Below are 18,135 nucleotides of genomic sequence, written 5' to 3' on the forward strand. Positions count from 1 at the left end.
CTCCCTTCTCGCCGAAGGCCGGCTCACTTGAGACCACGCAGGCGGATACCGCGCAGGAGATACTCACGGCAGACGATGAACGCGATGAAGACCGGCAGCGACTGCAGGATGCCCAGCACCATCAGGCCGTTCCACGACATTCCCGCGGAGAGGATGTCCTGCATCTGTTGGGCCTGCGCGCTCGCCTGGTCGGCGTTCGTTGCTCCTGCCTGGGTGAATCTCTGCAGTAGTAGGTAGATCTCCACCGACGCGGGCATCTTCTCCGGACTCTGGAGCACCACCAGCGGCCACAGGAACTGGTCCCACGCCCCACTGAACGCCGTCCAGATCGCGACCGCGTACACCGGCACGCTCATCGGCAACACGATCCGCCGGAAGATGTTGAACTCCGAACCGCCGTCGACCCGTGCGGCCTGGATGACCGAATCGGGAATAGTGTCGAAGAACCCCTTGAAAAGCAGGAAGTTGAACGCCTGGAACACGATCGGCAGGATCACCGCCCAGTGCGTGTCCCAGATCCGCACGCTCGGAAACTCAAGGTCCGTGCCGGGGATCCCCGGCACCGACGGCAACGCGAACGGGAAGTTCCTGGTCAGGAGATAGTTGGGGATCAACGTCAACGCCGCCGGCATCATCAGTGTGCCGATGAAGAACAGGAACGACCAGCGGGCGAGCGGGCCGCGCTGGAGCTTGCTGTTGGCGTACGCCGCCAGCGAGGTGATCGGGATTCCGAGTACGAGCACCCAGAAGGTGATCTGCACGGAGTTCAGGAAGAACATCCAGAACGGCCCGTCCATCAACCGCGCGGCGGCGGAGTTGCTGCCCTGCACCAGGCTCACCACCAACCGCCAGCCGGCCAGTGTCCCCTCGTGCGGCCACCACGTGGGCGGGAAGGCCAGCACCTCCTCGCCCGACTTGAAAGACGTGACCAGCATGAAATAGAAGGGGAACAGGTGCAGGGTGATCCCCAGACACAAGAACGCGACGACCAGCCACCACGCGATCCGGAGCGCCGGCTGCCTACGTCCCACTTGTGGAAACAGCATGCGGTCTCCTCACCGGTCCGGGTCTTCACGGAAGAACCTGCGCTGGATGATGACGAGCGCCATCGTGACCAGGAACAAGTAGACGCCCAGGGCGGTCGCGTCCGCGTAGCGCAGGCCGCGCAGCAGGTCGTAGAGGTACATCACCACGGTGCGGCTCGCACCGCCCGGCGCGCCACCGGTCATGATCAGCGGAAACTCGAACGCCTGCGAGGATCCGATCACCGCGAAGATCAACAGCATCGAAATGACCGGTCGCAGTCGTGGCAGCGAGATCGTCCACACCTTGCGCCAAAAGCCCGCGCCCTCGATCTCGGCGGCCTCGTAGTAGGAGGCCGGAATCCCTTGCAGGGTTGCCATGTAGATCAGACCGGGACCGAAGAAGAGAATTCCCGGAAACACCAGCCAGAAGAGCACCTGGTCACTGCTGTTGAGAAACGGCTGTGGCGGCAGGTGCAGCACTTCGGTGGCGATCCACTGGAACAGGCCGTACTGCGCGTTGAACATGTACCTGAAGAGCAGCGTGCTGGCGATGCCCGAGAGGGGAAGGAACCACAACAGCATCATCCAGCGGATGTGCCGTCGTGGCATCTCCATCAACAAGATGGCGACCAGGATCGGAATCATGAACGTGAGCCCGATGCTCAGGGCCGCGTAGATCGCGGTGACCTTGAACGCCTGCCCGACGAGCGGATCGCTCCACAGCCGCTGGTAGCTCTCCAGCCCGGTGAACTCCACCGGGCCACGGAAACGGGCGTTCGTCAGGCTGATCACGAACGCCATCACCAGCGGATACCAGCCCCACGACAGCTGGAAGAGAAAGGCCGGGATCACGAACAACACACCTTCAAGGCGGCGCCGCCGGCTCAGGCGGGGCGCCGGTTTATCCGGCGCCCGCCCGCCCGCCGCGTCCGCGGTGGGGACGTCCTCTGTCACGACCTGCCGCTCCGTCATGGGCGCGACTCACCCCTTCAGCGCTGGGAGCACGGTGTTGTCGTACCAATCACGGAAGACGTTCTGGTGGTATTCCGGCGCGTTCGCCTTCCAGTAGGCGTCGTGAGCCTCGTAGTAGTTACGGGCGCTCTTCACGAACTCCTCATCCGACCTGCTCGAGGTGAAGCTCTTCGCCTGCTGGTTGCGGGTCTGGTCGAGCTTGGCCAGATCAGCGCGCAGGTCGAGGTTGCCGCGCTCGTTTGCCCACCGGGAGCTCATGTCGTCGCGGGCGGTGGTGGTCGGCCCGGTGTTGTTCTCGGGTGAGAAGTAGAACGCCTCGTTGGGTGCGATCGGGATCTGCGCCGCCCGACGGACCTGATCCATGAACGGCTTGCCCCATGCCTCGTCCGGAGAACTCGGCGCCTGGTCGACCAGATCCTTGTACAACGGCATGATGTTGGCCCCGTCGAAGACGTGCTTGGGATCCTTGGTGTGTTCGTACGTCGCGGTCCGTTGCTTGACCCACCCTGGTCCCTGCATGTAGGTGAGCAGGCTGATCGCCTTGTCGAGTTGCTCGTCGTCGAGGTCCGGCGAGAACCCCACCAGGTCACATTGTCCCTGCGTGCTGGTGCTCCGGCCGTTGCCGCCGACCGGCTGCGTCATCCAGCCGACCACCTCCTCGATCGGCTTGTCGAGCTTCTTGGCGAGGTCGGCGGGTGCGTTGTCGCCACCTGGTGCCGAGGCGAAGAAGATCACCGTGTTGTTGTGCATCGCGACGTCGCCGCGGAAGAACGCGGCCAGAAGGTCACCGTCGCCCAGGCTCACGTCGGCGAGCACGGACTTGTCCTCGAAGATCATCGCCCGCATCCGCTCGATCAGCGGTACCCAGGTATCGGCGCGGGAGGTGTAGTCCCAGCGCCAGTTCCAGCCGGTATCCGGTGCGGGGATGGTGCTGTGGAAGTCCATGCCGTCGGCGCTGAGTCCAGCGTTCAGACCCCAACCCTGCAAGGCGATTCCCTTGCGCTTGCCCTGACTGAGGCCCTTGGCGAGTTCGCGTACGTCGTCCCAGGTCCAGTCGGGCGTGGGTTCTTTCAGGCCGAGTTCGCGGATCAGGTCGATCCGGTAGTGCAGGCCGGTCCCTACGTTGTAGATCCACGGGGCCGCGTAGAACTTCCCGTCGATCGCCCACTTCTCCCAGATGGGCTTGACGTAGTCGGCGAGTTTCTCCTCCACCTTGTACGTCTTCAGGTGTTCGGTCACCTCGGCGGCCAACCCCTGCGACATCGCCGCCCGGACGTTCGCGCGGTTCCAGCCACCGATCACGTCACCGGGGAACATCGACGGCGCGGTCCCACCCGTGAGGGCCGTCGTGAGGGTCTGCTGGTTCCAGACGTCGAGGGTGGAGTTCTTGATGGTGACGCCGGGGTTCTCGTCCAGCCATGCCTTCAGCACGTCGGCGTACGCCTTCGTGCCCGGGTTGGCCTTCTGATCCTTTGCGTTCGGCATCGGGCCGTAGGGCCAGCCGTTGTTCGTTGTCAAGGTGATGTTGGCAGCACCGGAACCCTTGCTGCAGGCGCTCAGGAATCCGCCGCCGGCCGCGGCGAAGGCCCCGCCGGCCATCATCGTGAGCAGCCGCCGCCGGGTGGTCGTACCCGTCGCACCGGTGGTGCCCGCCGGTCCGGCCGCCGCCGTACCCGTGGTGTCACGATCGGACATCGTCGTCCCCTCCTGTGCTCGATGAGGTCTTGCCTTGCACGAGTTCTTTCGTCCCCCGTGCCCAGACCCGGCCGCCGTTGAGCAGGACGACGGGTCCAGCGGGGCCGACGCAGAGATCGACCGTCTCCTCGACCGGCGGCCCGTCGCTGATGCGCTGCCAGGCCGCCCCGTCAGGCGAAGCCGACCACAGCCCATCCACCGTCAGCGCGACAACGCCGTCCGGCCCAGCCGCCAGGGCGCGTACGCCGTCGTCGAACGCATGCGCCCGCGTCCACCGCCCACTCCGGTCGCGGACGAAGAGGCAACGGCCGAGGCTCAGCCCGACCTCGCCGCCGAGCGGCACGGAGGCGACGATCGGCCACGGTGTGTCGGCGCGCCCCTCCAGCTCCCAGGTCGCACCGTCGTCCGCCGACGCCCACAGCGCCACCGCACCCTGTCGGGGATCGAAGGTCGCGGCGATCAGCGCACCGTCGCCGCTCTCCAGGGCAGCGAGCGGGCGGAAGCCGAAGGGTGCCGGCAGGACCTCCCAGCTCGCACCCCCGTCCCGGGTGCGCAGGAGGGAGTCGCCACGCCCCGCGGGCGCGGCCCAGCCCGAGCCGTCCTCCCCGAAGGTCATCCGGCCCACGTGGCCGGGTTCGCCGTCCACGACGGGTTCCCACTCCGCGCCGCCCCACCGGAACAACCCAGCGGGCCCTGAGCCCAGCAGCACCTCGGCTGGCGTGACCCATGCGCCCGACAGCGGGAACGGCGGGTCCGGCAGCGCCTGCCAGCGCGCCTCCTCGTCGTACCAGTGGACGCCGGTCCAGCCACCGGCGAGGAGCGGACGGTCGCGCCAGAGGAGGAGCCGGTCAAGGTCGTGCGTGGGCGGCACCCGCACCGGCTGCCAGGTGAGCCCGTGGTCGTCGCTGGCCGCGAGACCTTCGCTCGTCCCGGCGTACAACCGGACGCCGGCGCGCGCGAGGCAGAAGATCGTGCGGGCGCACGCGTCCTCGCCAACTGGTCGCCACGAGCAGCCGCCGTCGATCGAACGCCAGATGCCGGCGCCGGCCGTGCCAAGGATCAGGCCGCCGTCAGGCGCCACGACCAGGCTGGTGACCCCGGCCGGCACGCCTCCACCGGGCGACCAGTCGTGCCCACTGTCCTTCGAGCGCAGCGTCCGGCCGTCCTCCGACGCCGCCACGACCACGCCGTCAGGTACGCATGCCAGGGCGGCGACCGCGAGGCCACTGGTGTCGGAGCAGGCCCGCCAGCTACGGCCGGCGTTCGTCGTCAGGTAGACGCCGTTCATCGTGCCGGCGAACGCCACGCCCCCAGGTGCGGCGAGTAGCGCGGAGACCTCGGGGTCGCCGAGCCCGAAGGCGGCCGGCAGCCAGGTACGCCCGCGGTCGGCGCTCCGGAGTACGCCGTCGCCGATGGTCGCGGCGAGGACGACGTCGCCGCCATCCGGCCCGGCACCGGGCAGCGCGAGCAGCGCCGCCAGCGGAGCACCACCGGACTGGACCTCCCCGAGCTCCCAGTCGGAGTCGCGTGCACGAGCGATGCCCTCGGCCCCACCGGCCAGGAGCCAGCCATCCAGCACGCTCAGCGCCGCGACCGTGGACAGGGGACCGCGCCCAAGCCGCCGCCCAGAATCCACGTACTCAGAGCCCAACTCGTACTCAAAATCCGCCTGGTGGTCAGCGTCCGCCTGGTGGTCAGCGAGGAAGGCGACGCCGCCGGCACCACCCAGCCAGAGCCCACCCCTGTCCGGGGTCACCGCGAGGATCGGCGTGGACGGAGTCGCTGGCGGGTACGGCATCCAGCGGTCAAGGTCAGGAAGGGCGCTAGCCACGGGCGGCCACCACCTCGGCGGAGACGAGGAGCCCCGCGGTCTCGCCGGCCGCGGCCAACGCCCCCGACGCCACGCCAGCGACGTCCACGATGCCAGCCGCACGCATCTCCACGACGGCGTTCGCCACGACATCAACGCCGTACCCGTGCCCCCGTGCGCGCACGGTGTGGAGCGCCACCCGCGGCTCCCGCTGGCCAGCGTTCCCGACGATCTGGAGGAACGGCGCCTCAAGCCCCGCGCGGACGGCCTCCACCCCGAGCGCCTCGTCCGGGTGCGTGCAGGCCTCGCGCGCCGCGGCGACCGCCGGGAGGCAGTCCAGGTATGCGACGCCGCCACCAGGTACGGCACCGGTCCGCAGGGCCGTCCGCAACAGTCGTACCGCCTTGCGGGCGTTGGCCTTGCGCTCCTCCTTCTCCTGGCTGGTCGGGGCGCCCACCCGGAGTACTCCGACCCGCCCGAGCAGCCGGGCCTGCCGGAGCCAGAGCCGGTCCCGTGCGCTGCGGGCGGCGGCTCCGGACGCGGGATCGAGCTCCCAGGCCCGGGCGCGCAGCCGCTCCGCCGCGTCCCTGGTCGCGGCCGGCTTGCCGCCACCTCCCACCAGCGTGACGGCTCCGTGCTGGACGAGGGCGCGGCGCGCCCGGCCGGCGTATTCAGGCCGGAACGTCGACAGCGGCCGGCCCAGGTCCTTCGACACCACCTCGGCGCCGGTGAGGAGGGCGAGGTCGGCGAGGTCATCCAGGGCGTGCGTCCGCGCGGTCGACAGGACCACCGGAGCGCTCACGACCGCGCCCCGGAGTTCGTTCAGGCTGAACACCGCCAACGCCGCCTCGCTGATCTCCGTGGCCACGACGAGCAGCGGCGGCCGACCGGGCAGCCGGAGGGCGGCCTCGAGCAGCGGGCGGACCTGCTCGATCCCAGTGATCTCGTCGGCCACCACCACGACCGCGGGATCGGCGAGGGTCAACTCCGCCTTGCCCAGCGGGAGGAGCCGGGAGTCGGCGGGCCGGGCCCGCCACTCGGCGCCTTCCAGATAGTCGTACGCCAGGTCAGTCGCGGGATGCTCCTCGATCCGTACGGCACCGTCGGGCCCGAGGGCGTCGAGCATCTCGCCCAGCACGGCACCCAGAGCGGGGTCGGCGGTCACCGCCGTCGCCATACCGACCAGTGCCGCCGCACTCTTGACCGGCTCGGCCTGGTCCTCGAGCGCGTGGCAGACGGTCGCGGTGCCGCGCTGGATCCCGCGGCGAACCAGCACCGGGTTCGCTCCGCCCGCCACCACGCGTACGGCCGGACGCAGGATCCCACGCAGCAGGACGGCAGCGGTCGCTCCGCCGTCGCCGTGGCGTTCGCCCACCCGGCGCACCATCTCGCGGAGCAGCGCCGTGCCGGCCCGCTGTGCCCGCGGCTGCCGCGGCTGCTGCGGCTGCCGCTGCTCGGCCAGGGAGGTGAGTCGCCGGGCGATGGTCGCCGAGTCGGTCAGGTGCTCGGCGACGCCGCGTCCCGTGTCGTTGAGGACCACGCCGCCCACCGGGCCGAGCGTCGCCGCCAACAGCCGGGCCATCGTCTCGGTCATGGCAGGAGCGCCTGTCCGCTGTCGCGGTCAAAGACCCGCAGCCCGTCGGGACGCGCGCCAAGGCGTACGACGTCGCCTGGCGCGAGCCCTCCCTCCTCGCCTGACCGGAACACCGCCGCCAGCCCCTCAGCCGGCCCGGCTGCCTCAGGTCCGGCCGATCCCAGCTCGACTGGGGCGCGCTCGGCGGACACCACGGCGTCCTGGGCCTTCAGCCGCAGGCGTACCACCGCCTCGCCGATGAGGGGTTCGATGTCGATGACCTCTGCGGCGAGCGTGTCCGCACCGCCCGGGCCGGCCAGGGTCACGGCATCCGGCCGGACGCCGAGCGTGACCTCTTCCTTGTCGTAGCCGGCCAGCGCGGGCGTCCACGCCTCCGGCAGTGGGAGTACGGCCTCGCCCACGACCGCGGCGTACGCACCATCGACGGCCCGCAGTCGCGCCCTCAGCAGGTTCATCGGCGGTGAGCCGACGAAGCCGGCGACGAAGGTGTTCGCCGGGCGCTCGACGAGCTCGTCCGGCGGGCCGACCTGCTGGACCCGGCCGTTGGCCATCACCGCGACCACATCGCCCATCGAGAACGCCTCCGTCTGGTCGTGGGTGACGTAGACGGTCGGTTTCCCCTTCTCCCGGTGGAGAGCGGTGATATCCCGGCGTACCCGATGCCGCAGCTTCGGGTCGAGGTTCGACAGCGGCTCGTCGAAAAGGTAGGCGTCGGCGTCCTTCACCAGCGCGCGACCGAGCGCGACCCGTTGTTGCTCACCGCCGGACAGATCGGTGATCGGCGCCTTGAGAAGGTCCGTGAGGTCGAGCTTGCCGGCCGCCGCGCGGACCCGGCGGTCGATCTCCTCGCGAGCGACGTTTCCCCTGGCCTGCAGGCCGTAGGCGAGGTTGCCGAAGACGTCCATGCTCGGATACAGGCCGTACTCCTGGAACACCATGCCGAGGTTGCGATCCCTGGCCGGCAGGGACGTCACCGGCCGGTCCGCGATGATCACCTCACCGGCGTCGGGCTGCTCCAGCCCGCAGATGATGCGCAGAGCGGTGGTCTTGCCGCAGCCCGACGGCCCCAACAGAACAAGGAACTCACCGTCGCGGACACTGAAGGACAGATCATCGACGGCCTGGTGGTCACCGAGCCGCTTGACCAGACCACGCACCTCAAGCCCAGGCACCCTTACCTCCTTCGCCGCCTGTCGCCGCCCGCGTGACGACGTCCCGCATACCGGCCCACTCCCGCCAGATGTCGGTCATGCATTCCCACCGCTGGGAGTCGTGGTCGACATGGGAGAGGCGGAAGAACACCGCGTACCGGGTGTTCGGTGAGGCGTTTCCGGCGATGCCATGCCCGATCTGGTAATGGCAGAGAACCGCGTCGCCTGCCTTGGCGGTCACCTGCTCGGGTTCTGGGAGTTCGACCGCCGGCATACCGTCGAGCAGGCTTTGCGGACCGTGCTCGCGGAAATAGGTCTCGTACGCCCGGTGCGTACCAGGCCACACGGTGAAGTTGCCGGAGTACGCCGCGGGCACGTCGCTCAGAAAGACACCGATGAGCGCGGTGAAATTCTGGATCGTGCCCTCCGGCACTCCGTTGTGTGGGCTGTACATCCCGTCGATATGGGGATGCGGATCATGCGGGGGTTCCGTCGAGGGAAAGCGCAGCGCGATCTGCCCGCTCCTGACCGGCGCGACGGCACCCGCACCGACAGCGGATTCGGCGAGTTCCCACAACGGGCTCGCCGTGAGCAGGTCGGTGATTTCCTGCGAACGCTGGAGCTCTGGGCAGTACGACTGGGACCGGAACGTCACCAGCTGCTCCGGGTCGATGCCGGCCGTCCCGAGCGAGCTGTTGACTGCCCGCAAGGCGGTGTTGACGACCTCCTTGGGGACGATCTCGGGAAACCGCACCAGTCCGTGCGTATAGAGGGACTCCTGCTGGGCACGTGTCAGCTGCATCGCGTGGGTCGCCTTCGTCTCTTCGTCAGGCCGGGATTCGTTTGAGGGAAGCGGAATGGCGCTCGACCAACTCGACGCCGATCCGGGTCTCGCGGATTCCGAGTCGTGGGCTACCAATCCGTTGGATCAGGTTCCAGACCGCCTGCATGCCCAGCAACTCCTTGTCGACTGCGATCGTCGTGAGCTGCGGCACGCTGTGGGCCGCCATCGCGATGTCGTCGTACCCCACGACAGAACACTCGTCGGGCACCACCACGCCACGCTCTCGCAGCAGATCAATAACGCCAAGAGCGAGGTTGTCGTTGCAGCAGAAGATCGCGGTCGGTGGCACTGGAAGATCCAGCAGCGCGGCCATCTCCTGCCGGCCACTGTCGGCGGTGAAATGCCCTTCCCGGATGTACGCCGGATCAATGCTCAGCCCTTCCTCGACGAGCGCCCGGCGGTAGCCGGCAAGGCGAGAGCTGACCGAAGTCGACCAGGGCGGGCCGGAGATCATGGCAGGTGGTGGAGTTCGATGACCGAGCTGGATCAGGTGTTTGGTAGCGAGATATCCGCCACGATGGTCGTCAGCACATACGGAGTCGATCGGGGACGTGTCAGGTTGATGATCGACCAGGACACAGGGAACACGGGATTTCAGCAGGGCGTGCAGATAGTCGTCGCTGACGGTTCCCACCACCAACAATCCCTGCACCTGTCGACGCTCGACCGAAAGCGGCAGCTCACCGGCCTCCACGTCGTCGCGGAGAGTTTCCAGGACAAGCGAGAGGCCGAGTTCGCCGGTGGCGACCTGGGCGCCGTACAAAACCGGTCCATAGAAGGGATTCGACGGGCCCACGTAATGCTGCGCCCGGGCAAGGAGACCGATGGCCGTGACGCCGTTGGGAAGCGTTCGCGTGACCCTTCGTCGTGGGTGGTAGCCGATTTCGGAGGCCGCGGCGAGTACCGCGGCCCGTGCTTTGTCGGAGACCGACGAATTGCTGCGGAACACACCGGAAGCGGTGCCGATCGAGACGCCGGCGCGTAATGCCACGTCCCGCAACGTAGATCGCTGGCGCGCGCCCACGTTCGCACCCCCTCCGTTTCAATGAACGTTCAGGGAATTGCTTGGCCTTGGACCATAGCCGGCGAGCCCGGGCCGACCAAGCGGCTCGTCCTCACGTGGACAGAACGTCAAGAAATGAACGCGGTTGAGCAGGAGCGCCACCCACCCGAATTCCGTGCGACACCGCGAAAGAACGACTGAACGTTCAGTTCGGCGGCTCAGGATCGCAGGCGGTGCGCGAGCTGTCCGAAGGCTCTCCGCCTTGCCCCGTCGGCGCCCCCGCACGTTGACCATGGTCCGCCTCGAGGGTCGCTCTAGGCCGCCTTGGGCGGTCAGTCGTCGTCGCCTTCGGGTACGGAGGTGATGAGCTCCTCCAATCCAGCCGCATCCAGCAGGTCGACCGGCCGGACGGTGAGGCCTTGGCGTACGTAGTGGAACGCCGCCCGTACGCGTTCGAGAGGTAGGCCCGTGAGCTGCGCCCAGGCCAGGCGATAGGCGGCCAACTGCACCGCCCGGGCCGCCTCGTCCTCCGGATCCTTCGGAGGACGTCCGGTCTTCCAGTCGACCACCTCGATGCCCCGCTCCTCCGCTGCCGGGCCGGTGCGAGGATCCGCGTCGAACGTCGCGGCGAACACCGCGTCCGCGCGACCGCGTACGACCACTCCCGCGACCACCAACTCGAACGGCACCTCGACCTCGATCGGTTGCCGGTCGGCCCACTCGGAGGTGAGGAACGCCTCCTGGAGAAGGGACAACTCCTCATCGGGAGCCGCCTGACCGTCGGCCGCGCCCGGGAGTTCGTCGATGTCGAGCAGCTGGGGGCGGCCATACCTGGCCTCGAGCCAGGCGTGGAACGCCGTACCCCTGCGCGCCAGCGGGTTCGGCGGCCTCGGCACCGGCCGGCGGATCGACCGAGCGAGCAGCCCGGGCTCCCGGCGCAACTGCACGAGTTGGCTCACGGACAGGCGTTCGGGCAGCTCGACGACCACCTCGTGCCGGGAGGTACGCCGGGCGCGCTCCGCCAACAGCAGGTCGACATCACGCTGCCATTCCTGGGCCGCTTCGACCACGGCTGGTGCGAGCGGCTCGTCGGCGGCCAGGGCGGCCTCCGCCGCGGCGACCAGCCCTACGCCGGACTCCAGGTCGCGCCGGCGTTCAGGGGTGAGCGGGTCGTAGGGCCAGGCGTGCCGGGGTGGCTCCGCGGTGATCGGGTTGCCCGCCGCGAGGTCGACCTTGTCGTGCCACGCCGCGATCCGGCCCGCTCCGGCCCGGCAGGCCTCGGCCACCTCGAGGAGATACTCCCCCGGCTCGCGGGGTTTCTGCGTCTCGTCCCAGCGGTAGCCCGACCAGACCAGCAGGTGCCGGGCCCGGGTCGCCGCGACGTAGGCGAGCCGGCGTTCCTCGATGCGGGCACGCTCACCGCAGTCCTCGACGAAGCGTTCGACGGCCTCCTTGACCTCCTTCTGGTCGGCGGCCTTGTCGACCTCGAGGTCAGGTAGTGCGCCACGGTCACCACGCAACGGGAACGGCAGAGCACCGAGGTCAGACAGCCACGCCTTGTCGCGTGCGCCTGCGGCGGGAAACACGCCCTCGACGACACCGGGCACGAACACGACGTCCCACTCCAGGCCCTTGGCACCGTGGACGGTGAGGATCTGGATGCGTTCCTCGGCGACCTCCACCTGTCCGGGTTCGAGGCCGCGCTCCTCTGCGTCAGCCGCGTCGAGGTAGGCGAGGAACGCCGTCAACGAAGCGCCTTCCCCGCTGTCGGAGAACGTCACCGCGGCGTCGAGGAACGCGTCGAGGTCAGCCCGGCTGAGCGCGACGTCGCCAGTGCGCGCGGCGATCTCGACATCAAGGCCGAGCGTGCGGATCACGTCGGCGATCAGGTCGACCAGCGGCTGTCCGACCCGGCGGCGCAACGCACGCAACTCCTCGGCGAGGGCGGCGAGCCGGCGGGCGCCCTCGGGGGATAACCATCCCTCACCTGGAAGGGAATCCAGCGCGTCCACGATGCTGGCGTTGTCGACCTCGTCCGGCTCAGGCTCCTGTCCCGCCGCGTTCTCCTGGGTGGGATCGCCGCTGTCCGTGGAGGGACCGCGGCTTTCGGGGGCCGCATCGGCCGGCGCGGCCGTCGCCGTCGCGGCCAGCCGCCTGGCCCACCGGCCGAGCGCGTCCAGGTCGCGGGGGCCGATCCGCCAGCGCGATCCGGTGAGCAACCGCATCAGGGCGTCGCCGCGCCCCGGGTCGGCCAGCACCCGCAGGGTCGCCACGACATCGGACACGGCGGGCGTCGCGAGCAAACCACCAACACCGACGATCTCGACCGGAAGACCGGCCGAACGCAGGGCATAGGCGAGCCGGTCGATCTGGCTGCGTTTGCGAACCAGAACGGCCACGGTGCGGCCGGCCTTCCCGCGGCCGCGCGCCGCCGCGTCCGTGTTCCAGACCGCGAGGGCGCGCTCGGCGACGTCGTGGGCCTCGTCCTCGACGGTGTGGTGCAGCGCCGCGATCACCTTGCCGCGCCCGTTGGAGGAGTGCGCACTCAACTCGGGTACGTCAAGGCCGCCTTGACGCATCGGTGCGGAGAGGACGTTCGCGACCTCGAGGATGGCCGAGCCGTTACGGAAGCTCGTCGTGAGCGAGCGGGTCGCGCCCGGCGTACCGTCAGACGTACGAAAATGCTCGCCGAAGGCCGCCAACGTGGCGGCGCTCGCCCCCCGCCAGCCGTAGATCGACTGGCACGGGTCGCCGACGGCCGTGATCGGGTGGCCCGTGGTGCCGCCGAAGAGCCCGCGCAGCATGACCAGCTGGGCATGGCTGGTGTCTTGGTACTCGTCCAGGAGTACGACGGTGTACCGCTCCCGCTCGCGCTGCCCGACTTCGGGGAACCGCTCGGCCAGCTCCGCCGCCAGCGCCGACTGGTCGGAGAAGTCGACGGCCTCCCGGCGGCGCTTCTCCGCGTCGAACGCCTCCACCAACGGCAGCAGCTGCAGCCGGGATCGCTGCCGGGCAAGGACCTCCTCGACGTTGCTGTACAACGCCTTACGGGTGCGGGCGACAGCCGGCTTGGCGGTCACCGTCGCGGCCAGGCGTTCGGTGAACTCCACCAACTGCCCCGGGCTCACCAGGTGCCCACTCAGCTCCCCGTGCAGCGCCAAAACCGCGTCCACGACGGTCGAGAACGCCAGATCGACCGCGTCCATCGGGCCGTCGTAAGCCTCCGCGACCCGGGTGGCGTACTGCCAGGCCATCGCCGGCGTCACCAGCCGGGCAGCGGGCTCGCGGCCCAGCCTGAGGGCGTGTTCGGCGACGATGCGTTGGGCGTATGCGTCGTACGTCGAGACGGTGACGTCCCCCGGGGAGCCATCCGGATCGCCGTCAAGCCCCACGTGCCCGCGGGCCCGCAACTGCGCGAGCCGGCGCCGGATCCGGGCCGCGAGCTCCCGTGCCGCCTTGCGGGTGAAGGTGAGACCCAGCACCTGCTCGGGCAGGACGAGACCGTTCGCGACGAGCCACACCACCCGCGCGGACATCGTCTCGGTCTTGCCCGACCCCGCACCGGCCACGATCACGCTGGGTTCGAGCGGGGCCTCGATGACCGCGGCCTGCTCTGGCGTCGGTGTCGGGAGGCCGAGGAGGCGGGCCAACTCGGGCGCGGAGTACCGGACGCCATCCTCGCGGACCAGCGGGAGCGCAAGCTGTGTCGTCAAAAGCGGATCGGTCACGGGGTCACCTGCCCGCCCTCGGTGTGGATGGGGCAGGAACGGCGGACGACACACACGCCACACCAGCGGTTCTCGCTCGCGTCGAACGTCGCGCCGGCCATGCCCTCGGCGGTCTCGCGGACCAGGCGTTCGGCCCAGGCCGGATCCTCGGCTTCTGCCAGCGGCGGTTGGTGCTGCTCGGACACCTTGGCGCCGCTCCCGAGCTGGACGAGGACCGCCCCGCCCGAGCGGCCGGTAGGGCCTTCCGGCGGCTCTGTGGCACTGCCCGCGTCACCCTCGCCCGCGCCAGCGTTCCCTTCGCCCGCGTCCCTTGCGCCAGCGTTCCCTTCGCCCGCGTCCCTTGCGCCGGCGTCGGCTTCTTGCGGACCGCCACTCTCGCGTGGATCGGCTCCCGCCGAGCCGGCGAAGGCGCCCCGCTCCACCGCGAGTTGGTACGCCCCGAGCTGCGGGTGTTCCGCCAGCTCCGCCGCCGCCGGCTTGCTCCGGCCGGTCTTGAGGTCGACCACGACGAGGCGGCCATCGGCGTCGCGTTCGAGCCGGTCGACGCGTCCGGTGAGCCGGGCCCGGCCGACCTCCACCTCGAACGCCTCCTCGGCCGTGACGTACGCCCGCGGGTTGCTCCTCAGCCAGGTTGCCAGGCGTTCGACCACGGCCTCCGCCTGGTCGTGCTGCTTGCGCGCGTACCAGCCAGTGCCGAGGTCGAGACGGCTCCAGCGGTCCTCGAACGCGGGAAGGATCGCGTCGGGCTCGATCGCCCCGACTGCGACCTCGAACGCGAGCCCGTGTACGAGCGTGCCGACGCCCTGGCTCAGCGCATCACCGGCGGTGCCGCCACAGCTTTCGAGCAGCCAGCGCAACGCGCAGCGGGTGAACGCCTCCACCTTGCTCGGTGAGACCCGGACCTGTTCGTCCAGCGCGCGCAGGGGCTGGTCGTCAGACAGCGGGGCGACGGCGTACCACTCGCTCGGGTCCGCGCCACGGACGCGGGCCGCAGCCAGTCGGGCGAGCTGGTGGGCGGCGGCCATCCGTCGCGGGTCGGCAGAGGCGTTCGCTGGGGCTTCGTCGTTCGTTGGGCCACTGCCATTCGCTGGGGCTTCGTCGTTCGTTGGGCCACTGCCATTCGCTGGGGCTTCGTCGTTCGCTGGGCCATCGCCGTTCGCTGGCGCCGCGGCGGGTTCGCACACGACCGAACGCAACTCAGCCACGACCGCCGCCAACTCCAGACCGCGGGGCACGCGGGTGAACGGGCGTTCGTCGCCCGGACCGGTCCAGGGTGCGATCTCGTCCAGGAAACGGGAGGGATGGGCTTCCTCGCTCGACACCGCCGTGACGATGAGCCGCCGGCGAGCCCGGGTGACGGCGACGTAGAAGAGTCGGCGTTCCTCGGCCAGCAGATGGCTCACCGTCATCACCGGGGACGGATCACGCCCGGCGACCAGGTCGACGAGGAACTCCGACCCGAGCAGCGAACCCCGCAGCCGCAGGTCGGGCCACCCGCCTTCCTGAACACCGGCGACCGCGACGACATCCCATTCGAGCCCCTTGGACGCGTGCGCGGTGAGCACTGCGACGGTCTCCCCTTCGGGCGCCCGTGGCGCGAGCGTGTCCGCTGGAATCTCCTGCCCGAGCAGGTGGTCGAGGAACACCGCGGGACCAGCCGCCGGCAGCCGGTCGACGAACCTCGCCACCGCGTCGAACAACGCCGTCACCGCGTCGAGGTCGCGGTCGGAGGCGGCCGAGCCGGGCCCGCCAGACGCCGCGAGCCGGGCCCACCGGTCGGCGACCCGGCTGGTCGACCACATCGCCCAGAGCACTGTCTCCGCGGTGGATCCCGAGGCCGCCACGGCCTCCCGGGCGCTGTCGAGCAGGTTGGCGATCCGCTGGGCTGGCGCGGCCGCGGTGGCTTCGAGTTGCAGGAGCGCGGCCGGCTTGTCGAGCGCCTCGACCAGCAATGCCGACGACGAGCGGCCGCCACCGGCGAGGAGTTCGTACCTGCGTAGCTCCTGTCTCAGGCGCCGCAGGGCCAGCGCGTCAGCACCGCCGTACGGGCTCGACAACAGGTCGAGGGCAAGCTGGGCGTCGAGTTCGCGGCGTCCGGCGGCGACCTCGAGAAGGGTGAGGAGGGGGCGGACCGCGGGCTGGTCGACCAGCGGCATCTCCTCCAGGCGTACGGTCGCCGGAACGCCTGCCACGGTGAGCGCCCGCCGCAGCAGCGGGACGTACGACGCGGCCCTGACCAGCACGGCCATCCGCGACCAGGGCACGCCGTCGACCAGGTGCGCCTCGCGCATCCGCTGGGCGACGAAGGCTGCCTCCTGGTTTTGGGAGCGGAGCAGGTGCACCTCGAGCTCCCCGGAAGGGGTGCCCTGGACCGAGCTCAGACGCCGGTGGGTCGGTGGTCCGCCGAGCCGAGCCGCCACCCGGCGCGACGCCGTGAGCAGGATTGGCCCGGCCCGCCGGCTGCGGGTCAACGCGATCACCTCCGCGTCCTGCCCGTCGACCCGCTGGAACCGGTCCGGGAACCGCCGGATCCCCTCCACCTCCGCTCCGCGGAAGGCGTAGATGGACTGGTCAGGATCACCCACCACCACGAGGTCGCGCCCCCCGCCGGCCAGCAGTCGCAGCAGGTCCTCCTGGGCGGGGTCGGCATCTTGGTACTCATCCACGAACACCACGGCGCGGCTGGCCCGCTCGCGCTCGAGGAGCTCCGGGTCGACGCGCAAGAGGTCGACAGCGGCCCGGACCAGCTCCGCGGGGTCATACGCCGGAGCCTCCGGGCGCAGGGCGGTGATCGCGGCGTACTGGCGGGCGAACCGCGCGGCCGCCACCCAGTCGTCACGCTTGTGTCGGCGCCCCAGACCGCCGAGGGCCTTGGGGTCGAGTCCGCGTTCCGCGGCCCGCAGCAGCAGGTCACGCAGCTCCTGCGCGAATCCCCGGGTCAGCAGCGCTGGACGCAGCCGGGCCGGCCATCCACGCGCACCGAACTCATCGACGTCCCCCTGCAGCAGGTCGCGGATCAGCAGGTCCTGCTCGGGTCCGGACAGCAGGCGAGGCATCGGCCGGTCGCGGAGCACCGCCTCACTGCGTAGCAGGCCGAACGCATAGGAATGGAAGGTGCGGGCCATCGGCTCGCGGATGGTACGGCCGAGCCGGGCCGCGATACGGTCGCGAAGCTCCGCGGCGGCCCGGCGGCCGAACGTCAGCAGGAGGACCTGGGCGGGGTCGAGTCCGTCGTGTTCGATCCGGTGGACCGCTGCCTCGACCATGGTCGTCGTCTTGCCAGTGCCGGGGCCGGCGAGCACCAGCAGCGGACCGCCACGGTGGTGGACGACGCGTTCCTGCGCCTCGTCGAGCCGCGGGGCGCTCGTGTGGGTCGACGGGGTCAGTCGCGGTCGGCGGACCAGACGGTAGGCCGGCGTCACGGACGGGGCAGGCGATACGGGCACGCCCCGCATTCCACCAGAAATGACCGACAGAGGAACGGCGGTCCACCCCACGACGCCCCACCGGTGATCATGTCCGTGATCATGATCTTCTTCATGAAGGGTTTCGGGATGTATGGCCCTTTCTGGCTTCATGATCATGAACGCAGGTGCCGGTGGATCTCTGAGCTGGTACAGACGGGGTCGGTCTTGGTCGCGGTATGGCCTTGTTTTGTTGGACTTTCAGGGCCGGGGTTGTCGGTGGTCGCCGCTAGTGTTCGGGTATGGATCCGACCTCGACGGACGCGGGGCCGGCACCGGTTCTGGGTGTTGGTGGAGCGGTCGACCCGGATCTGGCGGACAAGGTGTTGGCGAAGAAGCTCGCCGACGAAGAGGCGAACGCTGCCCGTTTCGGTGCGAACTGTCGCTGTACGACGCCCCGGACGCTCCGGCACCTATCTTCGCGGGAAGCTCGACCCGATCGCGGCGGACCGATTCCGCACCGCCATCGAGCCCCTGTCCAAACCCCTGCCCACCACCGCGGACGGGCTGGACCCCCGAAGCGCCGCCCAGCGTCGAGGCGAGGCGTTGGACGAGCTCGTCCGCCGCTACCTCGACTCCGGAGCCTCCCCGTCGCAGGATGGGGAGAAGCCGCACATCGTTGTGACGATCACCGACGAGGATCTGGTCAACGGCACCGGGTTGGGCCGGCTGCTGCGTACCGGCACCTACGTGTCGGCACGCACGGTTCAGGAGTGGGCGTGTGATGCCAAAGTCAGCTGGTTCGGCATCCGCGACGGCGAAGTCGCCCTCTCCGACGGCACCAGATTCTTCACCGGACGCCTCCGCAAACTGCTGGAGCTACGAGATCGGGGATGCGCGTTCCCCGGC

Annotated in this window: 11 protein-coding genes; 1 reads left to right on the top strand and 10 read right to left on the bottom strand. The window is 69.9% G+C overall.

What is annotated here, in order from left to right:
- Positions 1-23: 23 nt before the first annotated feature.
- From B141_RS0114315 to B141_RS40655, 10 genes are all read right to left on the bottom strand, one after another.
- Positions 24-1,046: a carbohydrate ABC transporter permease gene (locus B141_RS0114315; RefSeq protein WP_020575865.1), complete on the bottom strand. Its 1,023-nt coding sequence runs from the start codon at positions 1,044-1,046 to the stop codon at positions 24-26.
- A gap of 9 nt (positions 1,047-1,055) precedes the next feature.
- Positions 1,056-1,997: a carbohydrate ABC transporter permease gene (locus B141_RS0114320; RefSeq protein WP_020575866.1), complete on the bottom strand. Its 942-nt coding sequence runs from the start codon at positions 1,995-1,997 to the stop codon at positions 1,056-1,058.
- Positions 1,998-2,006: 9 nt separating this feature from the next.
- Positions 2,007-3,692, bottom strand: a complete 1,686-nt coding sequence (locus B141_RS0114325; protein ID WP_020575867.1) for an ABC transporter substrate-binding protein — start codon at positions 3,690-3,692, stop codon at positions 2,007-2,009.
- Positions 3,679-5,523, bottom strand: a complete 1,845-nt coding sequence (locus B141_RS49260) for a beta propeller repeat protein (RefSeq protein WP_020575868.1) — start codon at positions 5,521-5,523, stop codon at positions 3,679-3,681. Before B141_RS49260 ends, B141_RS0114325 begins: the two co-directional genes overlap by 14 nt.
- Positions 5,516-7,096 carry a TCP-1/cpn60 chaperonin family protein gene (locus B141_RS0114335; protein WP_020575869.1) on the bottom strand — a complete coding sequence of 527 codons (1,581 nt, stop codon included), beginning with the start codon at positions 7,094-7,096 and terminating at the stop codon, positions 5,516-5,518. The genes B141_RS49260 and B141_RS0114335 overlap by 8 nt, the downstream gene beginning before the upstream one ends.
- The gene (locus B141_RS0114340) at positions 7,093-8,268 is read right to left on the bottom strand and encodes an ABC transporter ATP-binding protein (RefSeq protein ID WP_020575870.1); all 1,176 of its coding nucleotides are present in this window, start codon (positions 8,266-8,268) and stop codon (positions 7,093-7,095) included. The genes B141_RS0114335 and B141_RS0114340 overlap by 4 nt, the downstream gene beginning before the upstream one ends.
- Positions 8,255-9,049, bottom strand: a complete 795-nt coding sequence (locus tag B141_RS0114345; protein ID WP_020575871.1) for a phytanoyl-CoA dioxygenase family protein — start codon at positions 9,047-9,049, stop codon at positions 8,255-8,257. The genes B141_RS0114340 and B141_RS0114345 overlap by 14 nt, the downstream gene beginning before the upstream one ends.
- Before the next feature lie 25 nt (positions 9,050-9,074).
- Positions 9,075-10,082 carry a LacI family DNA-binding transcriptional regulator gene (locus tag B141_RS40650; protein ID WP_020575872.1) on the bottom strand — a complete coding sequence of 336 codons (1,008 nt, stop codon included), beginning with the start codon at positions 10,080-10,082 and terminating at the stop codon, positions 9,075-9,077.
- A 344-nt stretch (positions 10,083-10,426) separates the two neighbouring features.
- Positions 10,427-13,822 (bottom strand): ATP-dependent DNA helicase, encoded by a 3,396-nt coding sequence (locus B141_RS0114355; protein WP_020575873.1) that lies wholly within the window; start codon positions 13,820-13,822, stop codon positions 10,427-10,429.
- Positions 13,819-17,268, bottom strand: coding sequence for an ATP-dependent helicase (locus tag B141_RS40655; protein WP_202805775.1), 3,450 nt, complete (start codon positions 17,266-17,268; stop codon positions 13,819-13,821). Before B141_RS40655 ends, B141_RS0114355 begins: the two co-directional genes overlap by 4 nt.
- A 390-nt stretch (positions 17,269-17,658) precedes the next feature.
- Here B141_RS40655 and B141_RS0114365 point away from each other — a divergent pair.
- A partial coding sequence (locus B141_RS0114365; RefSeq protein WP_020575875.1) for a DUF222 domain-containing protein occupies positions 17,659-18,135 on the top strand: 477 nt, incomplete at its 3' end.

It is taken from the genome of Actinopolymorpha alba DSM 45243, assembly GCF_000373925.1.
Classification (GTDB): domain Bacteria; phylum Actinomycetota; class Actinomycetes; order Propionibacteriales; family Actinopolymorphaceae; genus Actinopolymorpha; species Actinopolymorpha alba.